Here is a 17,354-nt window from a genome sequence, read left to right as displayed (position 1 = left end):
CCTGACCCGCGACCGGCACGCGCACCCCCGGGCTGCAACGGCAGTCCGGGGGTGCTGCCTGTGCGAACGGTGTCCGTTCGGGTGCCCGGCCTGGGTTTCCCGACCGGTGCGAGTTACGATGGGTGCACGACGGACTTCCGCCGCACGCGTCGACGGTGACTCGGAGACGGCGACCAGATCCAGATTCAAGGAGTCATGATGCTCGGAAACCTCGGTGGCGTACACCTGCTGATCATCCTCGGGATCGTCATCCTGCTGTTCGGTGCGACCAAGCTCCCGGCACTCGCCAAGGGCCTCGGGCAGTCGATCAACATCTTCAAGAAGGAGATGGGCGACGACGAGAAGAAGGCCAAGGGCACCGACCCCGGCGTGCAGACCACGACGGTGACGAACACCGCGGCCGAGGCGGCTCCGCAGCCGGTCGTCAACCCCGGCCCGTCGGTCCAGCCGAACTCGGACTCCAGGAACTAGGACCCCAGCCCCGTCCTGTCGGAAGCCCCCGTGACCCCATCGGTCGCGGGGGCTTCGTCGTGTCCGGCGAGTTGTCCACAGGTCCTCCCAGGGGCAGGCGGGACCGCGCGCGGTGGCGGAGGATGGGCACATGACGACCCCAGCCCCGGCGGCCACGGCCCCACTCCGCGACGACCGCCGTGTCGTGCTCGTCGTCGCGATCCTGTCGTCCTTCGTCGTGGGACTCGACTCGAGCGTCGTGAACGTGGCGCTCCCTGCCATCCGCGACGAACTCGGCGGGGGACTGGTCGTGCAGCAGTGGACGGTGGACGCGTACCTCGTGACGCTCGGTTCACTCATCCTCGTGGCCGGCAGTCTGTCCGACCTGTTCGGCCGCGTCCGCATCATCACGTGGGGCCTCGTGGTCTTCGGGATCGCCTCGATCGTGTGCGCGATCGCCCCCACGGGCGAGGTCCTCATCGTCGCCCGGGCGCTGCAGGGCGTCGGTGGTGCGCTCGTGACCCCGAGTGCCCTCGCGCTCATCGTGGCGGCGTTCCGCGGTGCGGCGCAGGCGAAGGCGATCGGCACGTGGACGGCGTGGTCGAGCGCCGCGACGATCCTCGGGCCGGTCGTCGGCGGCCTCGTCGTGGACGGCATCGGCTGGCGGTGGATCTTCGTGCTGACGGCCGTGCCGATCGCGGTGACGATCCCACTCGTGTCGCGGATCTCGGCGGACGTCCGGGTGGGGCCGCGGGCGCACGTGGACGTGGTCGGCGCAGTGCTGGCGGTCGTGGGCGTCGGCGGTGTCGTCCTCGGGTTGATCGAGCAGGAGCGCCTCGGGTGGGGCGCGCCGGTCGTCCTCGCTGCGCTGGTGCTCGGTGGGGCCGCGCTCGTGGCGTTCGTGCCGTGGGAGCTCCGCGTCACCCGCAGGCACGGTGCACCCCTGGTCCCGCTCGAGCTCTTCCGTGCGCGGAACTTCACCGTCGGCAACCTCGCGACGCTGTCGATCTACGGGGCCCTCGGGATGGTGTTCTTCGTCGTGACGCTGTTCCTGCAAGAGGTCTGGCGGTTCCCGGCCTGGCTCGCCGGCCTCGCGACGCTGCCCCCGACCGTGATGCTCCTGCTCCTCTCCACCACGGTCGGGTCGTTGGCCGGCCGCTGGGGTCCGCGGTGGTTCATGGCCGCCGGCCCCGCGATCGCCGCGGTCGGGGCGCTCCTGCTGCTCTTCGCCGGTGACGAGCCGATCGGGTACTGGTGGTCGGTGCTCCCCGGTCTGGTGCTCGTCGGAGCGGGGATCGCGTTGATGGTGACGCCGCTGACGAGTGCGGTCCTCGGGTCGGTCCCGCAGTCGGAGGCAGGAGCGGGCTCGGCCGTCAACAACGCGATCGCGCGGATAGCCGGGCTCGTCATGGTCGCGCTCGCCGGGATCGTCCTCGGCGGTGCCGTGAGCGTCGAGGGACTCCACCGCGCGATGGTCGTGATGGCGCTGCTGCTCCTCGCCGGCGCGCTCGTGAGTGCCGTCGGCGTCCGGAACCCGCGGCGGGAATCTCCCGCTGCGAACGCAAGTTGAGTGGAGTAGACTCAACTATAGGACCACCGCAACGAAAGGACGGAACGCATGGCGAACCTCCAGGGCGCTCCTGACTCGCAAGAGCGACAGAAGACCGCCCTCGAGCAGTACGGCGTCGACCTCACGGCGATCGCCCGCAACGGCAAGCTCGACCCGGTGATCGGGCGGGACGCCGAGATCCGGCGCGTCTCCCAGGTGCTGACGCGTCGCACCAAGAACAACCCCGTGCTCATCGGGGAACCCGGCGTCGGCAAGACGGCCGTCGTCGAAGGACTCGCCCAGCGGATCGTCGCGGGTGACGTCGCCGACTCCCTCAAGGACAAGCGGCTCGTGTCGCTCGACATGTCCGCCCTCATCGCCGGCGCGAAGTACCGCGGCGAGTTCGAGGAGCGGCTCAAGGCCGTGCTCAAGGAGATCAACGACTCCGACGGGCAGGTCATCACGTTCATCGACGAGCTGCACACCCTCATGGGCGCCGGTGGGGGCGAAGGGTCCGTGGCCGCGTCGAACATGCTCAAGCCGATGCTCGCGCGCGGTGAACTCCGGCTCATCGGCGCGACGACGCTCGACGAGTACCGCGAGTACATCGAGAAGGACGCCGCCCTCGAACGGCGCTTCCAGCAGGTCTTCGTGGGGGAGCCCAGCGTCGAGGACACCGTGGCTATCCTCCGCGGCCTCAAGGAGCGCTACGAGGCGCACCACAAGGTCACGATCAACGACTCCGCGCTCGTGGCCGCGTCGAGCCTGTCGAACCGGTACATCTCCGGTCGGCAGCTGCCCGACAAGGCGATCGACCTCATCGACGAAGCCGCGAGCCGACTCCGGATGGAGATCGACTCGAGCCCGGTCGAGATCGACGAGCTCAAGCGCACCGTGGACCGGTTGCGCGTCGAGGAGTTCGCGCTGAAGCAGGAGAAGGACGACGCGTCGAAGGCCCGGCTGGAGACGCTGCGGGCCGAGCTCGCGAGCCGCGAGACCCTGCTCGGCGAGCTGGAGCAGCGGTGGCAGGCCGAACGCGCCAGCCTCAACCGCATCGGTGAACTCAAGCAGCAGCTCGACGACCTCAACATGCGCTCCCAGCGGGCACAGCGCGAGGCCGACTACGAACTCGTGTCGCGCATCGAGTACAGCGAGAAGCCCCGGATCGAGGCCGAGCTCGCCGCCGCCGAACAGGCCGAGCAGGCCGACCGGATGGTGAACGACAGCGTCACCGACGAGGACATCGCCGCCGTGATCGCGCAGTGGACGGGCATCCCCCTCGGGCGCCTGCTGCAGGGCGAGACCGAGAAGCTCCTGCACCTCGAGAACGAACTCGGCCGTCGGATCATCGGGCAGCGCTCCGCCGTCTCGACCGTGTCGGAAGCGGTCCGTCGCACCCGCGCGGGCATCTCCGACCCGGACCGTCCGACGGGCTCGTTCCTGTTCCTCGGCCCCACCGGCGTCGGCAAGACCGAGCTGGCCAAGGCGCTCGCCGAGTTCCTGTTCGACGACGAGAAGGCACTCGTCCGGATCGACATGAGCGAGTACGGCGAGAAGCACTCGGTCGCGCGGCTCATCGGCGCTCCGCCCGGGTACGTCGGCTACGAGGCCGGCGGGCAGCTCACCGAGACCGTCCGGCGTCGCCCGTACTCCGTGGTGCTGCTCGACGAGATCGAGAAGGCCCACCCCGAGGTCTTCGACGTGCTCCTGCAGGTCCTCGACGACGGCCGCCTGACCGACGGTCAGGGCCGGACGGTGGACTTCCGGAACACGATCCTCATCCTGACGTCGAACCTCGGGTCGCAGTTCATGACCGACCAGTCGATCACCGACGTGCAGCGCGAGGAGGCTGTCCGCGAGCTCGTCCAGCAGGCCTTCCGCCCCGAGTTCATCAACCGACTCGACGACATCGTGGTGTTCCAGGCGCTCACGCAAGAGGACCTCGGCCAGATCGTGTCGCTCTACGTCGACCGGCTCGCACGCCGGCTGACCGACCGCCGACTGGAGCTGGCCGTCACCCCGGACGCCCGGGCCTGGCTCGCCGAGCGCGGGTACGACCCGGTGTACGGAGCGCGTCCGCTCCGCCGGCTCATGCAGCGGCAGATCGACGACCGGTTGGCGCGGGCGATCCTCGCCGGTGACGTGCGTGACGGGGACACCGTCCGCGTCGACGTCGCCGCAGGCGGCGACAAGCTGACGGTGGAGCCGTTCGAACTCGCGGAGATCGTCGAGGAGTAGGCGGCGCACTGGACGTTACGGGCGGGGCCCACGCCGCCGGTTCCGGGCGGACGCGCCAGCGGCCGCTCGGCCGTGCCGGTGGGGAGAGGTGCGGTGCCGGTTCCTGGGACCGGTACCGCCTCGCTCGCGGGCTCGCTCGGCGAGCCCGGAGCACAGCGCTGGCGCGCTGTGAACGCTCCGGTCTCGCCCGGCCTACGGTCCAGGGCATGCCTGAGATCCGAGCGTTCCGTCGCCTCACCGACGCCGTCGAGCACGCGAGCGTGCTCGACAAGGCCGTCGACATCGATCGTTCCGTGGTGAACGCCCTCGCGAAGCCGAAGGCACTGCGCCAGCTGCTCCACGGCGTGCCGTTCGGGCACCCGCTGCACCCGCTCATGGTGCAGGTGCCGCTGGGTGCGTGGATCTCGGCCGCGGTGCTCGACCTGATCGGCGGGAAGGCGAACGCGCGGGCGGCGAAGACCCTCGTCGGTGTGGGGCTGGTGTCGTCGGGCAGCGCCTCGGTGGCCGGCTACGTCGACTGGTCGGAGCTCGATCGTGAGCAACTCCGCACCGGTTGGGTGCACCAGGCCGTGAACTGGGTGGGCATCTCGCTGTACGGGCTGTCGTGGATGCAACGGAAGTCCGGGAACCACGGGGCAGGCAAGCTCCTCGGGTTCGCGGGGCTCGCGGTCGTCGGCGTCGGCGGGTACCTCGGTGGGCACCTGGCCTACCGGCAGCGTGCGGGTGTGAGCCAGCACGGTGAGGTGCCGTTCGGCGCCTGAGCGTGGGGGCTGATCATGCCTGGTCATGACCAGTTCGTCAAGCGCCGTCGATCATCCGTTCCACATCCGTGATCCCCCGGAAACATGCGGATCGCGATTGTCCACAGCCTGCCGATTCGTGGTTGACATCCCCGCGTGATGGGTCTTTACTCACCATTACGCAACGTCCTTTCATAAAGGTCGGACCAAGGGAGTCAACGTGACACGCACGCGTTTCGCCGCACTCGGTGCGCTCGCCCTCGCAGGCGCGCTCGCCCTCACCGGGTGCTCCGCCGGAAGCAACGGAGCTTCCGACGGCGGCACGAAGTCCATCGGTACACCCGATGGCAAGGGCAAGACACTCACCGTCTGGATCATGAACGGCGACCTCAGCCCGAAGATCCTCGACGTCGCCGAGAAGCAGTTCACCAAGGCCACCGGCGCCAAGGTGAAGCTGCAGCTCCAGCAGTGGGACGGCATCACCACGAAGCTCACCACGGCCCTCGCGCAGAAGGACGCGCCGGACGTGGTCGACCTCGGGAACACGCAGGTGCCGGTGTACGCGGCGACGGGTGGCCTGATGGACCTCTCGCCGTACAAGGACGAGCTGGCCGACGGGCAGACGTGGCTCTCCGGGCTCGAGGGCCCGGCGACCGTGGACGGCAAGCTGTACGGCGCCCCGCTCTTCGCCGGCAACCGCGCGGTGATCTACAACAAGAAGATGTGGGCCGACGCCGGGGTGACCGACGTCCCGAAGTCCTACGACGAGCTCACGGCCGACCTCGACAAGGTCAAGGCGAAGAACCCGCAGGCGGACTTCTCGGCGTTCTACATGCCGGGGCAGTACTGGTACGGCGGGCTCCAGTGGGTGTGGGACGCCGGCGGGCAGATCGCCACCGAGAAGGACGGCAAGTGGAAGGGCGCGATCGACTCCGCCGACGCCGTGAAGGGCCTCACCGCATGGAAGGACTTCCAGAACTCGTACTCGGCGAAGTCCACGCAGGACATCAACACCGACAAGCCGGCCGAGTCCGACGTCTTCGCGCAGGGCAACACCTCGGCGATCCTCGGGTCCGCGTGGGAGATCGGTTCGATCACCACGGCGAAGCCCGAGCTCAAGGACCAGATCGGCACGTTCGCGATGCCGTCGAGCACGGCGGGCAAGACGCAGCCGGTGTTCCTCGGTGGCTCCGACCTCGGCATCCCGTCGAAGTCCGCCAACCAGGACCTCGCGCTGTACTACACGAAGATCCTCACCTCGAAGAAGTTCCAGCAGGACCAGGTGTTCGGGGTCGACGGCTGGGAGCCGAACTCCACGCAGCTGCTCGACGCGGTCGCCGGTGACGTGGACGAGCTCCACAAGCCGTACTTCGAGGCCGCTTCCACGAGCCGTCCGACGCCGGCGACCCCGGGCTGGGCGACGATCGAGGGCGACTCGACGTTCCAGACGATGTTCGCGGACGTCGCCACCGGTCGGAAGACGCCGAAGCAGGCAGCCGAGGGCTTCTCGGAGCACCTCACGACCGCGCTCAACGCGCAGCAGTAGTCGATGACCTCCACTGCGGAGCGGGTCCCCGGTTCGGCGCAGGCCGAGCCGGGGACCCGGCGTGGGTCGACGGGGCGTCGCGGTCCCACCGGGCCGGGCGGTCGCGCAGGTCGTCGATCGCTCACCTCGTCCCGAGCGCCGCTGGTCCTGCTCGCACCGGCTGCGCTGCTGCTCCTCGCGCTCGTCGTCTACCCGCTCGTCCGCCTGGTGGTCATCTCCTTCCAGGACTACGGGCTGCGGGCGATCTTCACCGGGCAGGCCGGGTTCGCCGGTTTCACGAACTACACGAACGTCCTCACCGACGCCAGCTTCTGGCCGGTCATGCTGCGCACCGTGCTCGTCACGGGCGCGATGGTGATCGGGACCATCGGCATCGGCATGGCGGTGTCACAGCTGCTGACCCGGCTCGGTGTCGTCATGCGCACGGTCGTGAGCGTCGTGCTCGTGTTGGCGTGGGCGATGCCGAACGTCGCGTCGAGCCTGGTGTGGCAGTGGCTCTTCCAGCCCTTCTACGGCGTGCTCAACTGGCTCATCACCCAGCTCGGGGTGTTCGGCGACCACACGCAGGACAACTGGGCGTCGAGTCCCGGGCAGGCGCTGACGATCGTGCTCTCGCTCGTGATCTGGCAGGCGGTGCCGTTCGTCGCGCTGACGCTGTACGCCGCGCAGTCCCAGATCGCGCCCGAGTACTACGAGGCCGGGGCGCTCGACGGGGCGTCCGCGTGGGCGATGTACCGCTCGATCACCCTGCCGGCGCTCGTGCCGACGCTGCTGCTCGTCACGATCCTCTCGGTGATCTGGGACTTCAACGTCTTCAACCAGATCTGGCTGCTCACCAAGGGCGGCCCCGAGGACACCACGCTCACCCTCGGCATCTGGACGTTCGTGAAGTCCTTCGTGTCGAACGCGTACGGGCAGGGCGCGGCGATCGCCGTCATCTCGACGCTGATCCTCGGGGCGCTCACCAGCTACTACATCCGCCGGCTGGTCCGGAGCGGGGAGGAAGACCTGTGACGACGACGACCACCCCCGGTGTCACCGGGGCGACCGCTTCCGAGACGCAACCGGACGTGACGGGGGCGGGTCGCGCCTCCAGGCCCGGTCCGATCGCGCCGGTGCGCGCGCGCCGACGCAGGCCGCGGGTCGTGGCGAACACGATCGCGGTGGTCTTCTGCCTCGTCTGGGTGTTCCCGATCTACTGGATGGTGAACACGGCGTTCAAGCCGTCGGACGAAGTGACGACCCTCACGCCGATCTGGCTGCCGCTGCGGCCGACGCTCGAGAACTTCACGCGGGCGCTGACGCAGGACGGGTTCCTCGTGTACCTGCGGAACTCCGCGATCGTGGTCGTGGCGGCCGTGCTGCTGTCGATCGTCGTCGGGTTCCTGGCGTCGGCGGCGCTGTCGCGCTTCCGGTTCCGTGGCCGGCGGGCGATCCTCGTGGCGATCCTCTTCGTGCAGATGATCCCGTCGGGTGCTCTGCTCATCCCGCTGTTCCTGTCGTTCCAGTCGCTCGGGCTGCTCAACAGCTACATCGGGCTGATCCTCGCGTACGTCGCGAGCGTGCTGCCGTTCTCGATCTGGGTCATGCGCGGGTTCTTCGTCGCGGTGCCGGTCGAGATCGAGGAAGCCGCGAAGGTCGACGGTGCGGGGACGTTCCGGATCCTGTGGAGCGTGCTGTTCCCGCTGGTGATGCCGGGGGTCATCGCCACGAGTGTGTTCGCGTTCATCGCTGCGTGGAACGACTACCTGACGGCGTACGTGATGCTCAAGGACCAGGGGATGTACACGCTGCCGGTGTGGCTCGCGGGGTTCTCGACGAACAAGGGGACGGACTTCGGCGGGCTCATGGCGGCGAGTGTGCTGTTCTCGATCCCGGTGGTGGTGTTCTTCCTCATCGTGCAGCGGCGGCTCGTGAGCGGGATGACCGCGGGGGCCGTCAAGGGCTGACGCGCTCGACGTCCGGGACGAACGCGCCCCGACCTGCTCCGGTGGGTCAGGCGTCGTCGTGTGCGGGGTGTGGGATGGGCGCGCGGGTGGAGGCGGTGCCGAGGTCGCACAACCTGCCGTCGGCGTTCCGCCGAGGTCGCACGATGTGCCGCTCGGGGGGCGTGCGGGCGGCAGTTCGTGCGACCTCGATCGTGGGTGGGGCCGGCCTGGGCGGGACCGGGGCGGGTGGGACCGGCCTGGGCGGGGTCGGGCGGGCGCTCGAGCGGGCGGGACCGGCCTGGGCGGGACCGGGCTGGCGCCGAGCGGCCGGGACGTGCCGCTCGCATTCGTCGAGCGGGCGGGAGGTGTCGGCCGCGGGCGGCGAGCGGGACGGAAAAGGCCCGCTCGGCGGGCGGGGGCGGCGAGCGGGACGGAACGTGCCCGCTCCGCGGGCGGGCCGGGGGCCCGCCGACCTGCGGCCGTGTTGGTTCCGGCACGGAACGGTTGCGTTTGTGTGGCATCCGGACGTACTCTTCTCGAAACCCACGGGAACGAAGGAGTTCGGGCATGTACGCAACCGAGCGGCACGACGCGATCGCAGCAGCGTTGCAGGATGCCGGCCGCGTGTCCGTGGCCGACCTCGCCGAGCACTTCGACGTCACGACCGAGACCGTCCGCCGTGACCTCGACGCCCTCGAGTCCGCCGGCCTCCTGCGCCGCGTGCACGGGGGAGCGGTCCCGGTCGGACGATCGAGCGTCGTCGAGCTCTCCGTCGCCGAGCGCGAGGGGCAGCACAACTCCGCCAAGTCCGCCATCGCCCGGGCCGCGATGCGCCTCGTGCCGCCGACCTTCACCGGCTCGATCGCCCTCGACGCCGGCACCACCTGCGCCGCGGTCGCCGCCGAGCTCGCCCGGTGGGAGCCCGCGACGGCCGGGGCGACCCTCACGGTCATCACGAACTCGGTCCCGATCGCCGCGACCCTGCAGCACAGCGAGCACGTCGAGCTGCACCTGCTCGGCGGCCGTGTCCGCGGGGTGACGAGCGCCGCCGTCGGGACGGCCACGGTCGAGCAGATCGGCGCGCTGCGTCCGGACATCGCCTTCGTCGGGACGAACGGCCTGTCCGCGGGCTTCGGCCTGAGCACACCGGACGAGTACGAGGCGGCGGTGAAGGGGGCGTACGTCCTCGCGGCCCGGCGCAGCGTAGTCCTCGCGGACGCGGCGAAGCACGGGGTCGAGGCGCTCATGCGGTTCGCCCGGCTCGACGAGATCGACACGATCGTCACCGACCAGGAGCCGCCGGCCGACCTCGCCGGAGCGCTCGCCGAGGCCGACGTCGAGGTGGTCGTCGCATGACCACGAACACGAACACGACACGCAGCACCATGAGCACCCGCATCGTCACGGTCACCCCGAACCCGAGCCTCGACCGCACGATCGAGCTCGCCGGCGAACTCCAGCGCGGCGCCGTCCAGCGCGCCACCCGCTCCACGGCCGAGCCCGGCGGCAAGGGCGTCAACGTCTCCCGGGTCGTCGTCGCGAGCGGCGGCGACACCGTGGCGGTGCTGCCCGGCGACGAGCTCGACCCGGTGCTGCTCGGCCTCGCGACGCGCGGGATCCCGACCGCGGCACTCCCGATCGGTGCGCCGCTCCGCTCGAACGTCACGGTGACCGAGCCGACCGGCACGACGACGAAGCTCAACGAGCCCGGTCCATCGCTCGCGGGTCGCCTCGAGGACCTCGCGGCACTCGTCGCCGACACCGCCGGTGCCACCGCGACCGGACCCGTCGCACGCTGGGTGGTCCTCGCCGGCTCCCTGCCCCCGGGGCTTCCGGACGACGCCCTCGCGGTCCTCGTCCGAGCCGTCCGGCAGCGCCACGGCGACGACGTCCGGATCGCGGTCGACTCCTCGGGCGTGCCCTTCACCGCGCTGCTGCAGTCCGGCGAGCGGATCGACCTCGTGAAGCCGAACGCCGAGGAGCTCGCCGAGGTCGTCGGCGGCGACCCGGACGAGTTCGAGCGGGACGTCGACGCGGCAGCGATCGCGGCGCAGCGCCTCCGTGACAAGAACGTCGGCACCGTGCTCCTGACGCTCGGCAGCGCCGGAGCCGTCCTCGTGACGGAGGACGGGAGCTACGCGGCCGCAGCACCCCGGATCGTGGCGCGCTCGACCGTCGGCGCGGGGGACTCCTCCCTCGCCGGCTACCTGCTCGCCGAGGTCGCCGGGCAGTCGCCCGAGCAGCGCCTCGCCCAAGCCGTCGCCACCGGAGCGGCAGCCGCTGCCCTCCCCGGCAGCGACGTCCCCGCCCTCGACCACACCGACCCGTCGAGCATCGAGGTCCGAGCGCTCGAGCGAGCGCCCGAACCCGCCTGACCCACCCAGCACACACACTCAACCCCGCAGCACCCGCGCCCCCAGCGCCATTGCAAAGGAGCAACCATGTCCGTCAACACGAGTCCACGCCTCATCAGCGTCCAGCTCGTCGGTCTCGACGAGGACCTCGGCGCCACCTCGAGCGACGTCATCCGCGTCCTCGCCGACCGCGTCGCCGCGACCGGCCGCGCGGCGGACGGGGCGTCCCTCGCCGCTGACGCGATCAAGCGCGAGGCCAGCGTCGGCACCGGCGTCCCCGGTGGCATCGCGATCCCGCACGCCCGGTCCGCGTCGGTCTCCGAGCCGACCCTGGCGATGAGCCGCCTCGCCCGGACGGTGTCGTTCGGCGCCCCGGACGGCGACGCCGACATCGTCTTCATGATCGCCGTGCCCGAAGGGGCCGACAAGGACCACCTCACGGTCCTCTCGACCCTGGCCCGTGCGCTCATCCGCGAGGACTTCACCGCCGCCCTCCGCGCTGCCGCCACCCCGCAGGAGATCGTGGACCTCGTCGACCGCGAGGTGAGCGGCGAGGTCGCGCAGGCCGGCGTCGGGAACGCGAGCAGCGCCTCCAGTGCGACCGCCACCGGCCAGGAGGCGCGACCCGCCGCCGCCACGCACGCCGCGGACGGCGACGCGGCCGGGTCCACCGCCGGAGCACGCAAGGTGCTCGTCGGTGTCACCGCGTGCCCGACCGGCATCGCGCACACCTACATGGCAGCCGACGCCCTCGTCGCCGCGGCCCAGCGCGCGGGTGCCGAGATGCACGTCGAGACGCAGGGGTCCTCGCAGGTCGAGCCGCTCGACCCGGCCCTCATCGCCCGCGCCGACGCCGTCGTCTTCGCGGTCGACGTGGACGTCCGCGACCGCGGCCGCTTCGCCGGCAAGCCCCTCGTGGCCGGCCCGGTCAAGCGCGGTGTCGACGAGCCGGACAAGATGATCGCCGAGGCCCTCCGTGCCGCTGACGACCCGAACGCCGCACGCGTGCACGGCAACGCCGCCGAGGCCGGCTCGAGCACCGCCAAGGACGAGCACTTCGGGCAGGCGCTCAAGCGCTGGCTGCTCACGGGTGTGAGCTACATGATCCCGTTCGTCGCGGGCGGCGGGCTCCTCATCGCGCTCGGCTTCCTGCTCGCCGGCTACGGCATCGCGCTGACCCACGGTGACTCCGGGCAGAACAACGCGGTCTACACGCTGACGAACTACACGCTCCTGAACCTCCCGCCGGAGGGCCTGGCGTACTACCTCGGTGCCGCCGCGTTCCAGATCGGTGGCGTGTCGCTTGGGTTCCTGGTGGCAGCGCTCGCCGGGTACATCGCCTACGCCATGGCCGACCGCCCCGGCATCGCGCCCGGCTTCGTCGCCGGTTCGATCGCCGTCTTCATGAACGCCGGGTTCCTCGGCGGCCTGATCGGTGGTCTCATCGCCGGTGCCGCCGCCTACTGGATCGGCCGCATCCCGACCTGGCGGTGGCTGCGTGGCCTGATGCCCGTCGTGATCATCCCGCTGTTCGCGTCGATCATCGCCTCGGGGCTCATGCTGCTCGTGCTCGGCGGGCCCATCGCCTGGCTGATGACCCAGCTGACCGAGTTCCTCAACTCGCTGTCCGGTGCCTCGGCGATCCTGCTCGGCATCATCCTCGGCCTGATGATGGCGTTCGACCTCGGTGGCCCGGTCAACAAGGTGGCGTACGCGTTCGCGGTCGCCGGCCTCGGCGCCGGATCCGCGACGAACGTCGTCCCGTTCGAGATCATGGCGGCCGTGATGGCCGCGGGCATGGTCCCGCCGCTGGCCCTGGCGCTCGCCTCGACCGTGCTCTACCGCAAGGGGTTCACGAAGCCCGAGCGCGAGAACGGCAAGGCTGCGTGGCTGCTCGGTGCCTCGTTCATCTCCGAGGGTGCGATCCCGTTCGCGGCCGCCGACCCGCTGCGCGTCATCCCGGCGTCGATGGTCGGTGCCGCGGTCACGGGCGCGATCTCGATGGCTGCCGGCGTGACCTCGCGGGCGCCGCACGGTGGGATCTTCGTGTTCTTCGCGATCGGGGACGTGGCGATGTTCATCGTCGCGATCCTCGCGGGCACCGTGGTGTCGGCGCTCGTGCTCGTCGGGCTGAAGAAGTGGGTGCGGCGGGCGCCGGCGGCGGACGCAGCCGTGTCCGAGACGGCGGACGACCGCGTGGCGGTCGCCGTGTAGTGGTCGTCACCACCTGACGGACGGGCGCGCCCCGCTCAGCGGCAACGCGAAGCGTTGCGCGGGGCGCGCCGACCGAGCCTGCGAGGGAGGGGTGCCGGCTGGCACCGCGCCTCCCGTCCGTCCATGGCCGCGACCACCGCACTTCCTGAGCAGGAATGGTCGGGTGGGCACGTACGACCCGACCGTTTCTGCTCACGAAACGCAGTGCGCGCCTGCGCGGGCCTGCGCGCGCCTGCGCGGGGCGGCCGGGACTCAGTCCGCGATGTTGGCGGTGACGGCGTCGATGTAGGCCGCACGCTCCTCGCGCGAGTGCGGCCGCCCCGGCACCCCCGGCCGCTGCTCCCAGGGGAACGGCCCGGCGTCGTGCCGGTAGTCGATCCCCATCGCCTCGAGCCGAGCGAGGTGCTCGGCGAGTCGCCCCCGGAACTCGGCGGCGTCTCGAGGCCCGGTGACGTCGGCCGACCAGAGCGCCTCGGCGAGGGCGGCGACCCGCGGGAAGAGCTGGTAGTCGAGCTTGCGGGCGGTGTCCACGTGCTCGGTCCACATGTTGCCCTGGCCACCGATCACGTGGGCGCGCTCGGCGTCGGTGAGGTCCGCCGGTACCGGGTCGAAGGCGAACACGTCGTCGACGGACAGGACGATCGACACCGGGATGGGCTCGGTCTCGAGGTCGCTCTGCCGGTAGTCGAGGTACACCTGGTCGTCCGGGGCGGAGATCACGTCGTGGCCCCGCTTCGCCGCGGTCCGGGCGCCGGTGAGCCCGCGCCACGAGAGCACGGTCGCGGACTTCGAGAGCGTGCCGCCCTCGAGGATCTCGTCCCACCCGAACGCCCGCCGCCCGTGCGACTCGACGTGGGAGGCGAGCCGGCCGATGATCCACGCCTGGAGCTGCTCCTCGTCGTCGAGGCCGAGCTCGCGGATGCGTTCCTGCGTGCGGGGGTCGTCCTCCCACTGGACCTTGGGGCACTCGTCGCCGCCGACGCCGATGTACTCCGAGGGGAACAGGGCGATGACCTCGTCGAGGACGTCCTGGAAGAAGGCGATCGTGGACTCCTCGGCGTTGAGGACGTCCTCGGCGATGCCCCACTCCGTCCACACGTCGATCGGCTCGCCCGAGACGCCGAGCGACGGGTAGGCGGCGAGGGCGGCGCGGACGTGCCCGGGCGTCTCGATCTCGGGGACGACGGTGACGAACCGGTCGGCCGCGTAGGCGACGATCTCGCGGATGTCGTCCTGCGTGTAGTAGCCGCCGTGCGGACGGCCGTCGAACGCCGCCGGGTGCAGCACCCCGTCGGCGTCCGGCACATGCGCCCCGACCTGCGACTCCTTCCGCCACGAGCCGACCTCGGTCAGCCGCGGGTACTTCCGGATCTCGATGCGCCACCCCTGGTCCTCGGTGAGGTGGAAGTGCAGTCGGTTGAGCCGGTGCGCGGCGAGCTGGTCGATCACCCGCATGACCTCGTGCTTGGTGTGGAAGTGCCGGGCGACGTCGAGCATGACGCCGCGCCAGGCGAACGCGGGGGCGTCCTCGACGGTGACCGCCGGGAGCGTCCACGGGCCGGTGCCGACCCGGCCCTTGCGGTAGACGTCGGCCGGCAGCGACTGCAGGAGCGCCTGGACGCCGTAGAAGACGCCCGCCGGACCCCCGCCGGTGATCTCGACCCGGTCGGCCGTGACCCGCAGCCGGAACGACTCGGAGCGGTCACCGGCCGGTCCGGTGGGGAGCGTGTCGTCGTCGGCGACACGGAGTGCGATCACGTCCGTGTGCGCGGTGTCGACCCCGGCCACGGCGTCGCGCACCGGCAGCCCGGTCGACCCCCGCAGGGTCTGCTGCAGGTACAGTCGGACCGACTCGCTCGCGGCGTCTGCGGCGATGCGGGTCGACGGGGTGATCGCGAAGGCGCCGGCACCCGGTTCGGTGCGGCGCGGCCGTGGGATGAGCATGTCGGAGTCCACCATTCCTCAATGATCTTTCGTAATATGGAGGCTATGGCCGTGGACGAGACCGTGTCAACGCTTCCGAACGGTGTCGTCGGCAGCACGCCGGGGATGCTCCGACTCATCAACTCGCGTGCGCTCCTCGCGGAGCTCTTCCGTGACGACGGCTCGCACACCGTCACCGAGCTCGGGCAGACCGTGGGTCTGTCGCGCCCCACGGTCGAGGCGGCGCTGGCCGACCTCGTCGACGAGGGGTGGGTCACCGAGGCCGAGGCGATCGCCACGCCGAACAAGGCGGGGCGCCGCGCGAAGCGGTTCCGCGCGGACGCCGGGGCCGGGTCGGTGCTCGGGGTCGACCTCGGGCTGCACGGCATCGTGGGGCTCCGCTCGGACCTCCGCGGTCGGCAGCTCGCCCGGGTCGAGGAGGTCTACACCGACCTCGCCTCCGCCGAGCAGGCGTGGGAGAGCGTGCAGGACGTCGTCCGTCGTCTGGTCGAGGGCACCGACCCGTCGCGGCTCCTCGCCGCCACCTTCGGGGTCCCGGCCGTCGTGGACCGTTCCGGCGAGATCGACTACACCGTCGCGGTCCCGCAGTGGGTCGAGCGACGGGTCCCCGGCCGGATCGGCGACCTGTTCCCCACGGCCACCACGTTCTTCGACAACGACGCCAAGCTCGCCGCCACCGCCGAGGCGATGTGGGGACGCTTCCGCGGCGTGCAGGACGGCCTGTACCTGGTGATGGGTCGCCAGATCGGGGCGGCCTACCTGGTCGACGGGTCCCTCGCACGCGGTGCGCGCGGGGCGGCCGGCGAGATGGGCGGCCTGGCTTCGACCGGATGGCCCGACGCACCCGCCCGACTGGAGGCGCGGATCACCCCCGGTACGGACGTCGAGTCCGTCATGGCGTCGGCCGGGCAAGGCGACCCGGACGCCGCCGCGGCCGTGCGGGCGCTCGCCGCGGACGTCGCGCCCGGGGTCGTCCAGCTCATCGCGACGATCGACCCCGAGGTGGTCGTCGTCGGGGGCGAGGTCCTGCCCGCGGCCCCGGTGTTCTGCGAGGCCCTGACCGAGATCGTCACGCCGCAGCTCCGGCACCCCGTCGAGATCGTCCCGTCGACGGTCGGCCGCGACGCCGTGGCCCGCGGCGCCCTCGCCCGTTCCCTGACCCACGTCCGGACGACGCACATGGGACTCGGCTGACGTCCAGGCTGCGTGCCGGGTCCTGACAGGGCACTCAGGCACCATCGGGGGATGACGACTGCCGTGGCTGCGCCTGCCCACACCATGACCGTCGCCGCCGGCGACTCCGCCGCGGACCCCGAGATGGGCGGGCTCTCCGGCCTCGTGCTGCAGCTCATCGACGCCCTGGGGGAGTGGGGCGTCGCGCTGATGCTCTTCGTCGAGACGGTCTTCCCGCCGATCCCGTCCGAGGTGATCCTGCCGTTGGCCGGGTTCCTGGCGGGTGCCGGCCGGATGAACCTCGTGCTCGTCCTGCTGCTCGCGACGCTCGGCTCCTACCTCGGCGCACTGGTGCTGTACTGGCTCGGCGCCGTCATCGGCTTCGAGCGGACGACGCGCTGGCTCGGCAAGCTGCCCCTCGTCGACGAGGACGACTTCCGCAAGGCGGCGGACTGGTTCCACCGGCACGGCAAGAGCGCGGTCTTCTTCGGCCGGTTCGTGCCGATCGTCCGGAGCCTCATCTCGCTGCCGGCCGGAGCGGACCGGATGCACCTCGGGACGTTCTCGGTGTTCACGATCATCGCGAGCGGGATCTGGAACAGCGCCCTGGTGCTGCTCGGAGCGGCCTTCGGGACCCAGTACGACAAGGTCGAGCAGTACACCGAGTGGATCGACCGGGTCCTCTACGTGGCGATCGCCGTCGTCGTGGTGACATTCGTCGTCCGACGGGTCCGACGCATCCGGGCCGAGCGGAACCAACGCACCGAGCACGGCGCAGTGGCTGCCCGAGGCCGTCGTCGCGCCGAGCCCGCCGGCGACTGAGCGCTCACGCCTTCGTCAGCGCCGACTCCTTGTGGGCGGCGCGCTTGCCGGACTTCTCCGACTCGACGATCCAGTACGGGTCGTCGTCGCTCGGCTTGAACGACTGGCCGTCGAACTCGAAGTCCGAGACCCGCTTCTGCACGAGCGTGCCGGTCGTCTTCCCCTGCGACGTGTTCCAGTGCACGGTGTCGCCCTTCGACAGCGCCATGGTGTCCTCCTTGCGTGATCGCTCACCTGTTCGGACGTCGGACTGTACCCCGATGCATCCGCATGAACACAGGGAAGTGGGCCGATCACGATGTCATAACGTCCGCGCGGATCACGGGGCGGCCGCGTACCGTACTGGGTGAGTCACCACGTTGGCAACTGCCACGGAACACCGGCTCCGGACGGAAC

14 protein-coding genes are annotated in these 17,354 nt (G+C 71.0%); 12 read left to right on the top strand and 2 right to left on the bottom strand.

Translation table 11 applies throughout. The features are described 5' to 3' along the window. The first annotated feature begins 195 nt into the window (after positions 1–195). The 10 genes from tatA (at position 196) to BJK06_RS05675 (ending at position 13,019) form a co-directional block, all read left to right on the top strand. Positions 196–471: a twin-arginine translocase TatA/TatE family subunit gene (tatA, locus tag BJK06_RS05720; RefSeq protein ID WP_374930690.1), complete on the top strand. Its 276-nt coding sequence runs from the start codon at positions 196–198 to the stop codon at positions 469–471. 130 nt (positions 472–601) lie between these two features. After that, positions 602–2,020, top strand: coding sequence for an MFS transporter (locus BJK06_RS05715; RefSeq protein WP_070417072.1), 1,419 nt, complete (start codon positions 602–604; stop codon positions 2,018–2,020). 48 nt (positions 2,021–2,068) lie between these two features. Next, positions 2,069–4,237 carry an ATP-dependent Clp protease ATP-binding subunit gene (locus tag BJK06_RS05710; RefSeq protein WP_083295088.1) on the top strand — a complete coding sequence of 723 codons (2,169 nt, stop codon included), beginning with the start codon at positions 2,069–2,071 and terminating at the stop codon, positions 4,235–4,237. Positions 4,238–4,443: 206 nt separating this feature from the next. Further along, on the top strand, positions 4,444–4,998 hold the full coding sequence (locus BJK06_RS05705; RefSeq protein WP_070417071.1) for a DUF2231 domain-containing protein: 555 nt from the start codon (positions 4,444–4,446) through the stop codon (positions 4,996–4,998). 199 nt (positions 4,999–5,197) lie between these two features. Further along, positions 5,198–6,523, top strand: a complete 1,326-nt coding sequence (locus BJK06_RS05700; protein ID WP_070417070.1) for a sugar ABC transporter substrate-binding protein — start codon at positions 5,198–5,200, stop codon at positions 6,521–6,523. Positions 6,524–6,526: 3 nt separating this feature from the next. After that, a complete protein-coding gene (locus BJK06_RS05695) occupies positions 6,527–7,537 on the top strand; it encodes a carbohydrate ABC transporter permease (protein WP_083295087.1) in 1,011 nt (336 codons plus the stop codon). Continuing rightward, complete coding sequence (locus tag BJK06_RS05690) at positions 7,534–8,472, top strand: carbohydrate ABC transporter permease (RefSeq protein ID WP_254789383.1); 939 nt, start codon at positions 7,534–7,536, stop codon at positions 8,470–8,472. Before BJK06_RS05695 ends, BJK06_RS05690 begins: the two co-directional genes overlap by 4 nt. Before the next feature lie 546 nt (positions 8,473–9,018). Next, on the top strand, positions 9,019–9,807 hold the full coding sequence (locus tag BJK06_RS05685) for a DeoR/GlpR family DNA-binding transcription regulator (protein WP_070417069.1): 789 nt from the start codon (positions 9,019–9,021) through the stop codon (positions 9,805–9,807). Next, entirely contained in the window at positions 9,804–10,826 is a 1,023-nt protein-coding gene (locus BJK06_RS05680) for a 1-phosphofructokinase family hexose kinase (protein WP_258027724.1), read from the top strand. Before BJK06_RS05685 ends, BJK06_RS05680 begins: the two co-directional genes overlap by 4 nt. Before the next feature lie 66 nt (positions 10,827–10,892). Beyond that, a complete protein-coding gene (locus tag BJK06_RS05675) occupies positions 10,893–13,019 on the top strand; it encodes a fructose-specific PTS transporter subunit EIIC (protein ID WP_070417068.1) in 2,127 nt (708 codons plus the stop codon). 252 nt (positions 13,020–13,271) lie between these two features. Here the strand turns inward: BJK06_RS05675 and BJK06_RS05670 are convergent, their stop codons facing one another. After that, entirely contained in the window at positions 13,272–14,978 is a 1,707-nt protein-coding gene (locus BJK06_RS05670; protein WP_083295086.1) for a beta-N-acetylhexosaminidase, read from the bottom strand. Positions 14,979–15,026: 48 nt separating this feature from the next. On the opposite strand from BJK06_RS05670, the gene BJK06_RS05665 reads away from it, so the two are divergent. Together BJK06_RS05665 and BJK06_RS05660 are read left to right on the top strand one after the other, a co-directional pair. After that, positions 15,027–16,157, top strand: coding sequence for an ROK family transcriptional regulator (locus BJK06_RS05665; RefSeq protein WP_181015153.1), 1,131 nt, complete (start codon positions 15,027–15,029; stop codon positions 16,155–16,157). Between the two features lie 51 nt (positions 16,158–16,208). Then, entirely contained in the window at positions 16,209–16,958 is a 750-nt protein-coding gene (locus tag BJK06_RS05660) for a DedA family protein (protein WP_254789382.1), read from the top strand. A gap of 4 nt (positions 16,959–16,962) precedes the next feature. Here the strand turns inward: BJK06_RS05660 and BJK06_RS05655 are convergent, their stop codons facing one another. Further along, a complete protein-coding gene (locus BJK06_RS05655) occupies positions 16,963–17,166 on the bottom strand; it encodes a DUF2945 domain-containing protein (RefSeq protein ID WP_070417065.1) in 204 nt (67 codons plus the stop codon). Between the last annotated feature and the right edge of the window lie 188 nt (positions 17,167–17,354).

The organism is Curtobacterium sp. BH-2-1-1 (genome assembly GCF_001806325.1).
Lineage (GTDB): Bacteria > Actinomycetota > Actinomycetes > Actinomycetales > Microbacteriaceae > Curtobacterium.
The sequence above is the reverse complement of the archived record's forward strand: the minus strand, read 5'-3'. Positions and strand labels throughout refer to the sequence as shown.

Coding starts and splice junctions, on each gene's coding strand:
- BJK06_RS05675 (WP_070417068.1), top strand. CDS start 10,893: ATGTCCGTCAACACGAGTCCACGCCTCATCAGCGTCCAGCTCGTCGGT.
- BJK06_RS05695 (WP_083295087.1), top strand. CDS start 6,527: ATGACCTCCACTGCGGAGCGGGTCCCCGGTTCGGCGCAGGCCGAGCCG.
- BJK06_RS05655 (WP_070417065.1), bottom strand. CDS start 17,166: ATGGCGCTGTCGAAGGGCGACACCGTGCACTGGAACACGTCGCAGGGG.
- BJK06_RS05705 (WP_070417071.1), top strand. CDS start 4,444: ATGCCTGAGATCCGAGCGTTCCGTCGCCTCACCGACGCCGTCGAGCAC.
- BJK06_RS05715 (WP_070417072.1), top strand. CDS start 602: ATGACGACCCCAGCCCCGGCGGCCACGGCCCCACTCCGCGACGACCGC.
- BJK06_RS05685 (WP_070417069.1), top strand. CDS start 9,019: ATGTACGCAACCGAGCGGCACGACGCGATCGCAGCAGCGTTGCAGGAT.
- BJK06_RS05670 (WP_083295086.1), bottom strand. CDS start 14,978: ATGGTGGACTCCGACATGCTCATCCCACGGCCGCGCCGCACCGAACCG.
- BJK06_RS05660 (WP_254789382.1), top strand. CDS start 16,209: ATGACGACTGCCGTGGCTGCGCCTGCCCACACCATGACCGTCGCCGCC.
- BJK06_RS05680 (WP_258027724.1), top strand. CDS start 9,804: ATGACCACGAACACGAACACGACACGCAGCACCATGAGCACCCGCATC.
- BJK06_RS05710 (WP_083295088.1), top strand. CDS start 2,069: ATGGCGAACCTCCAGGGCGCTCCTGACTCGCAAGAGCGACAGAAGACC.
- tatA (WP_374930690.1), top strand. CDS start 196: ATGATGCTCGGAAACCTCGGTGGCGTACACCTGCTGATCATCCTCGGG.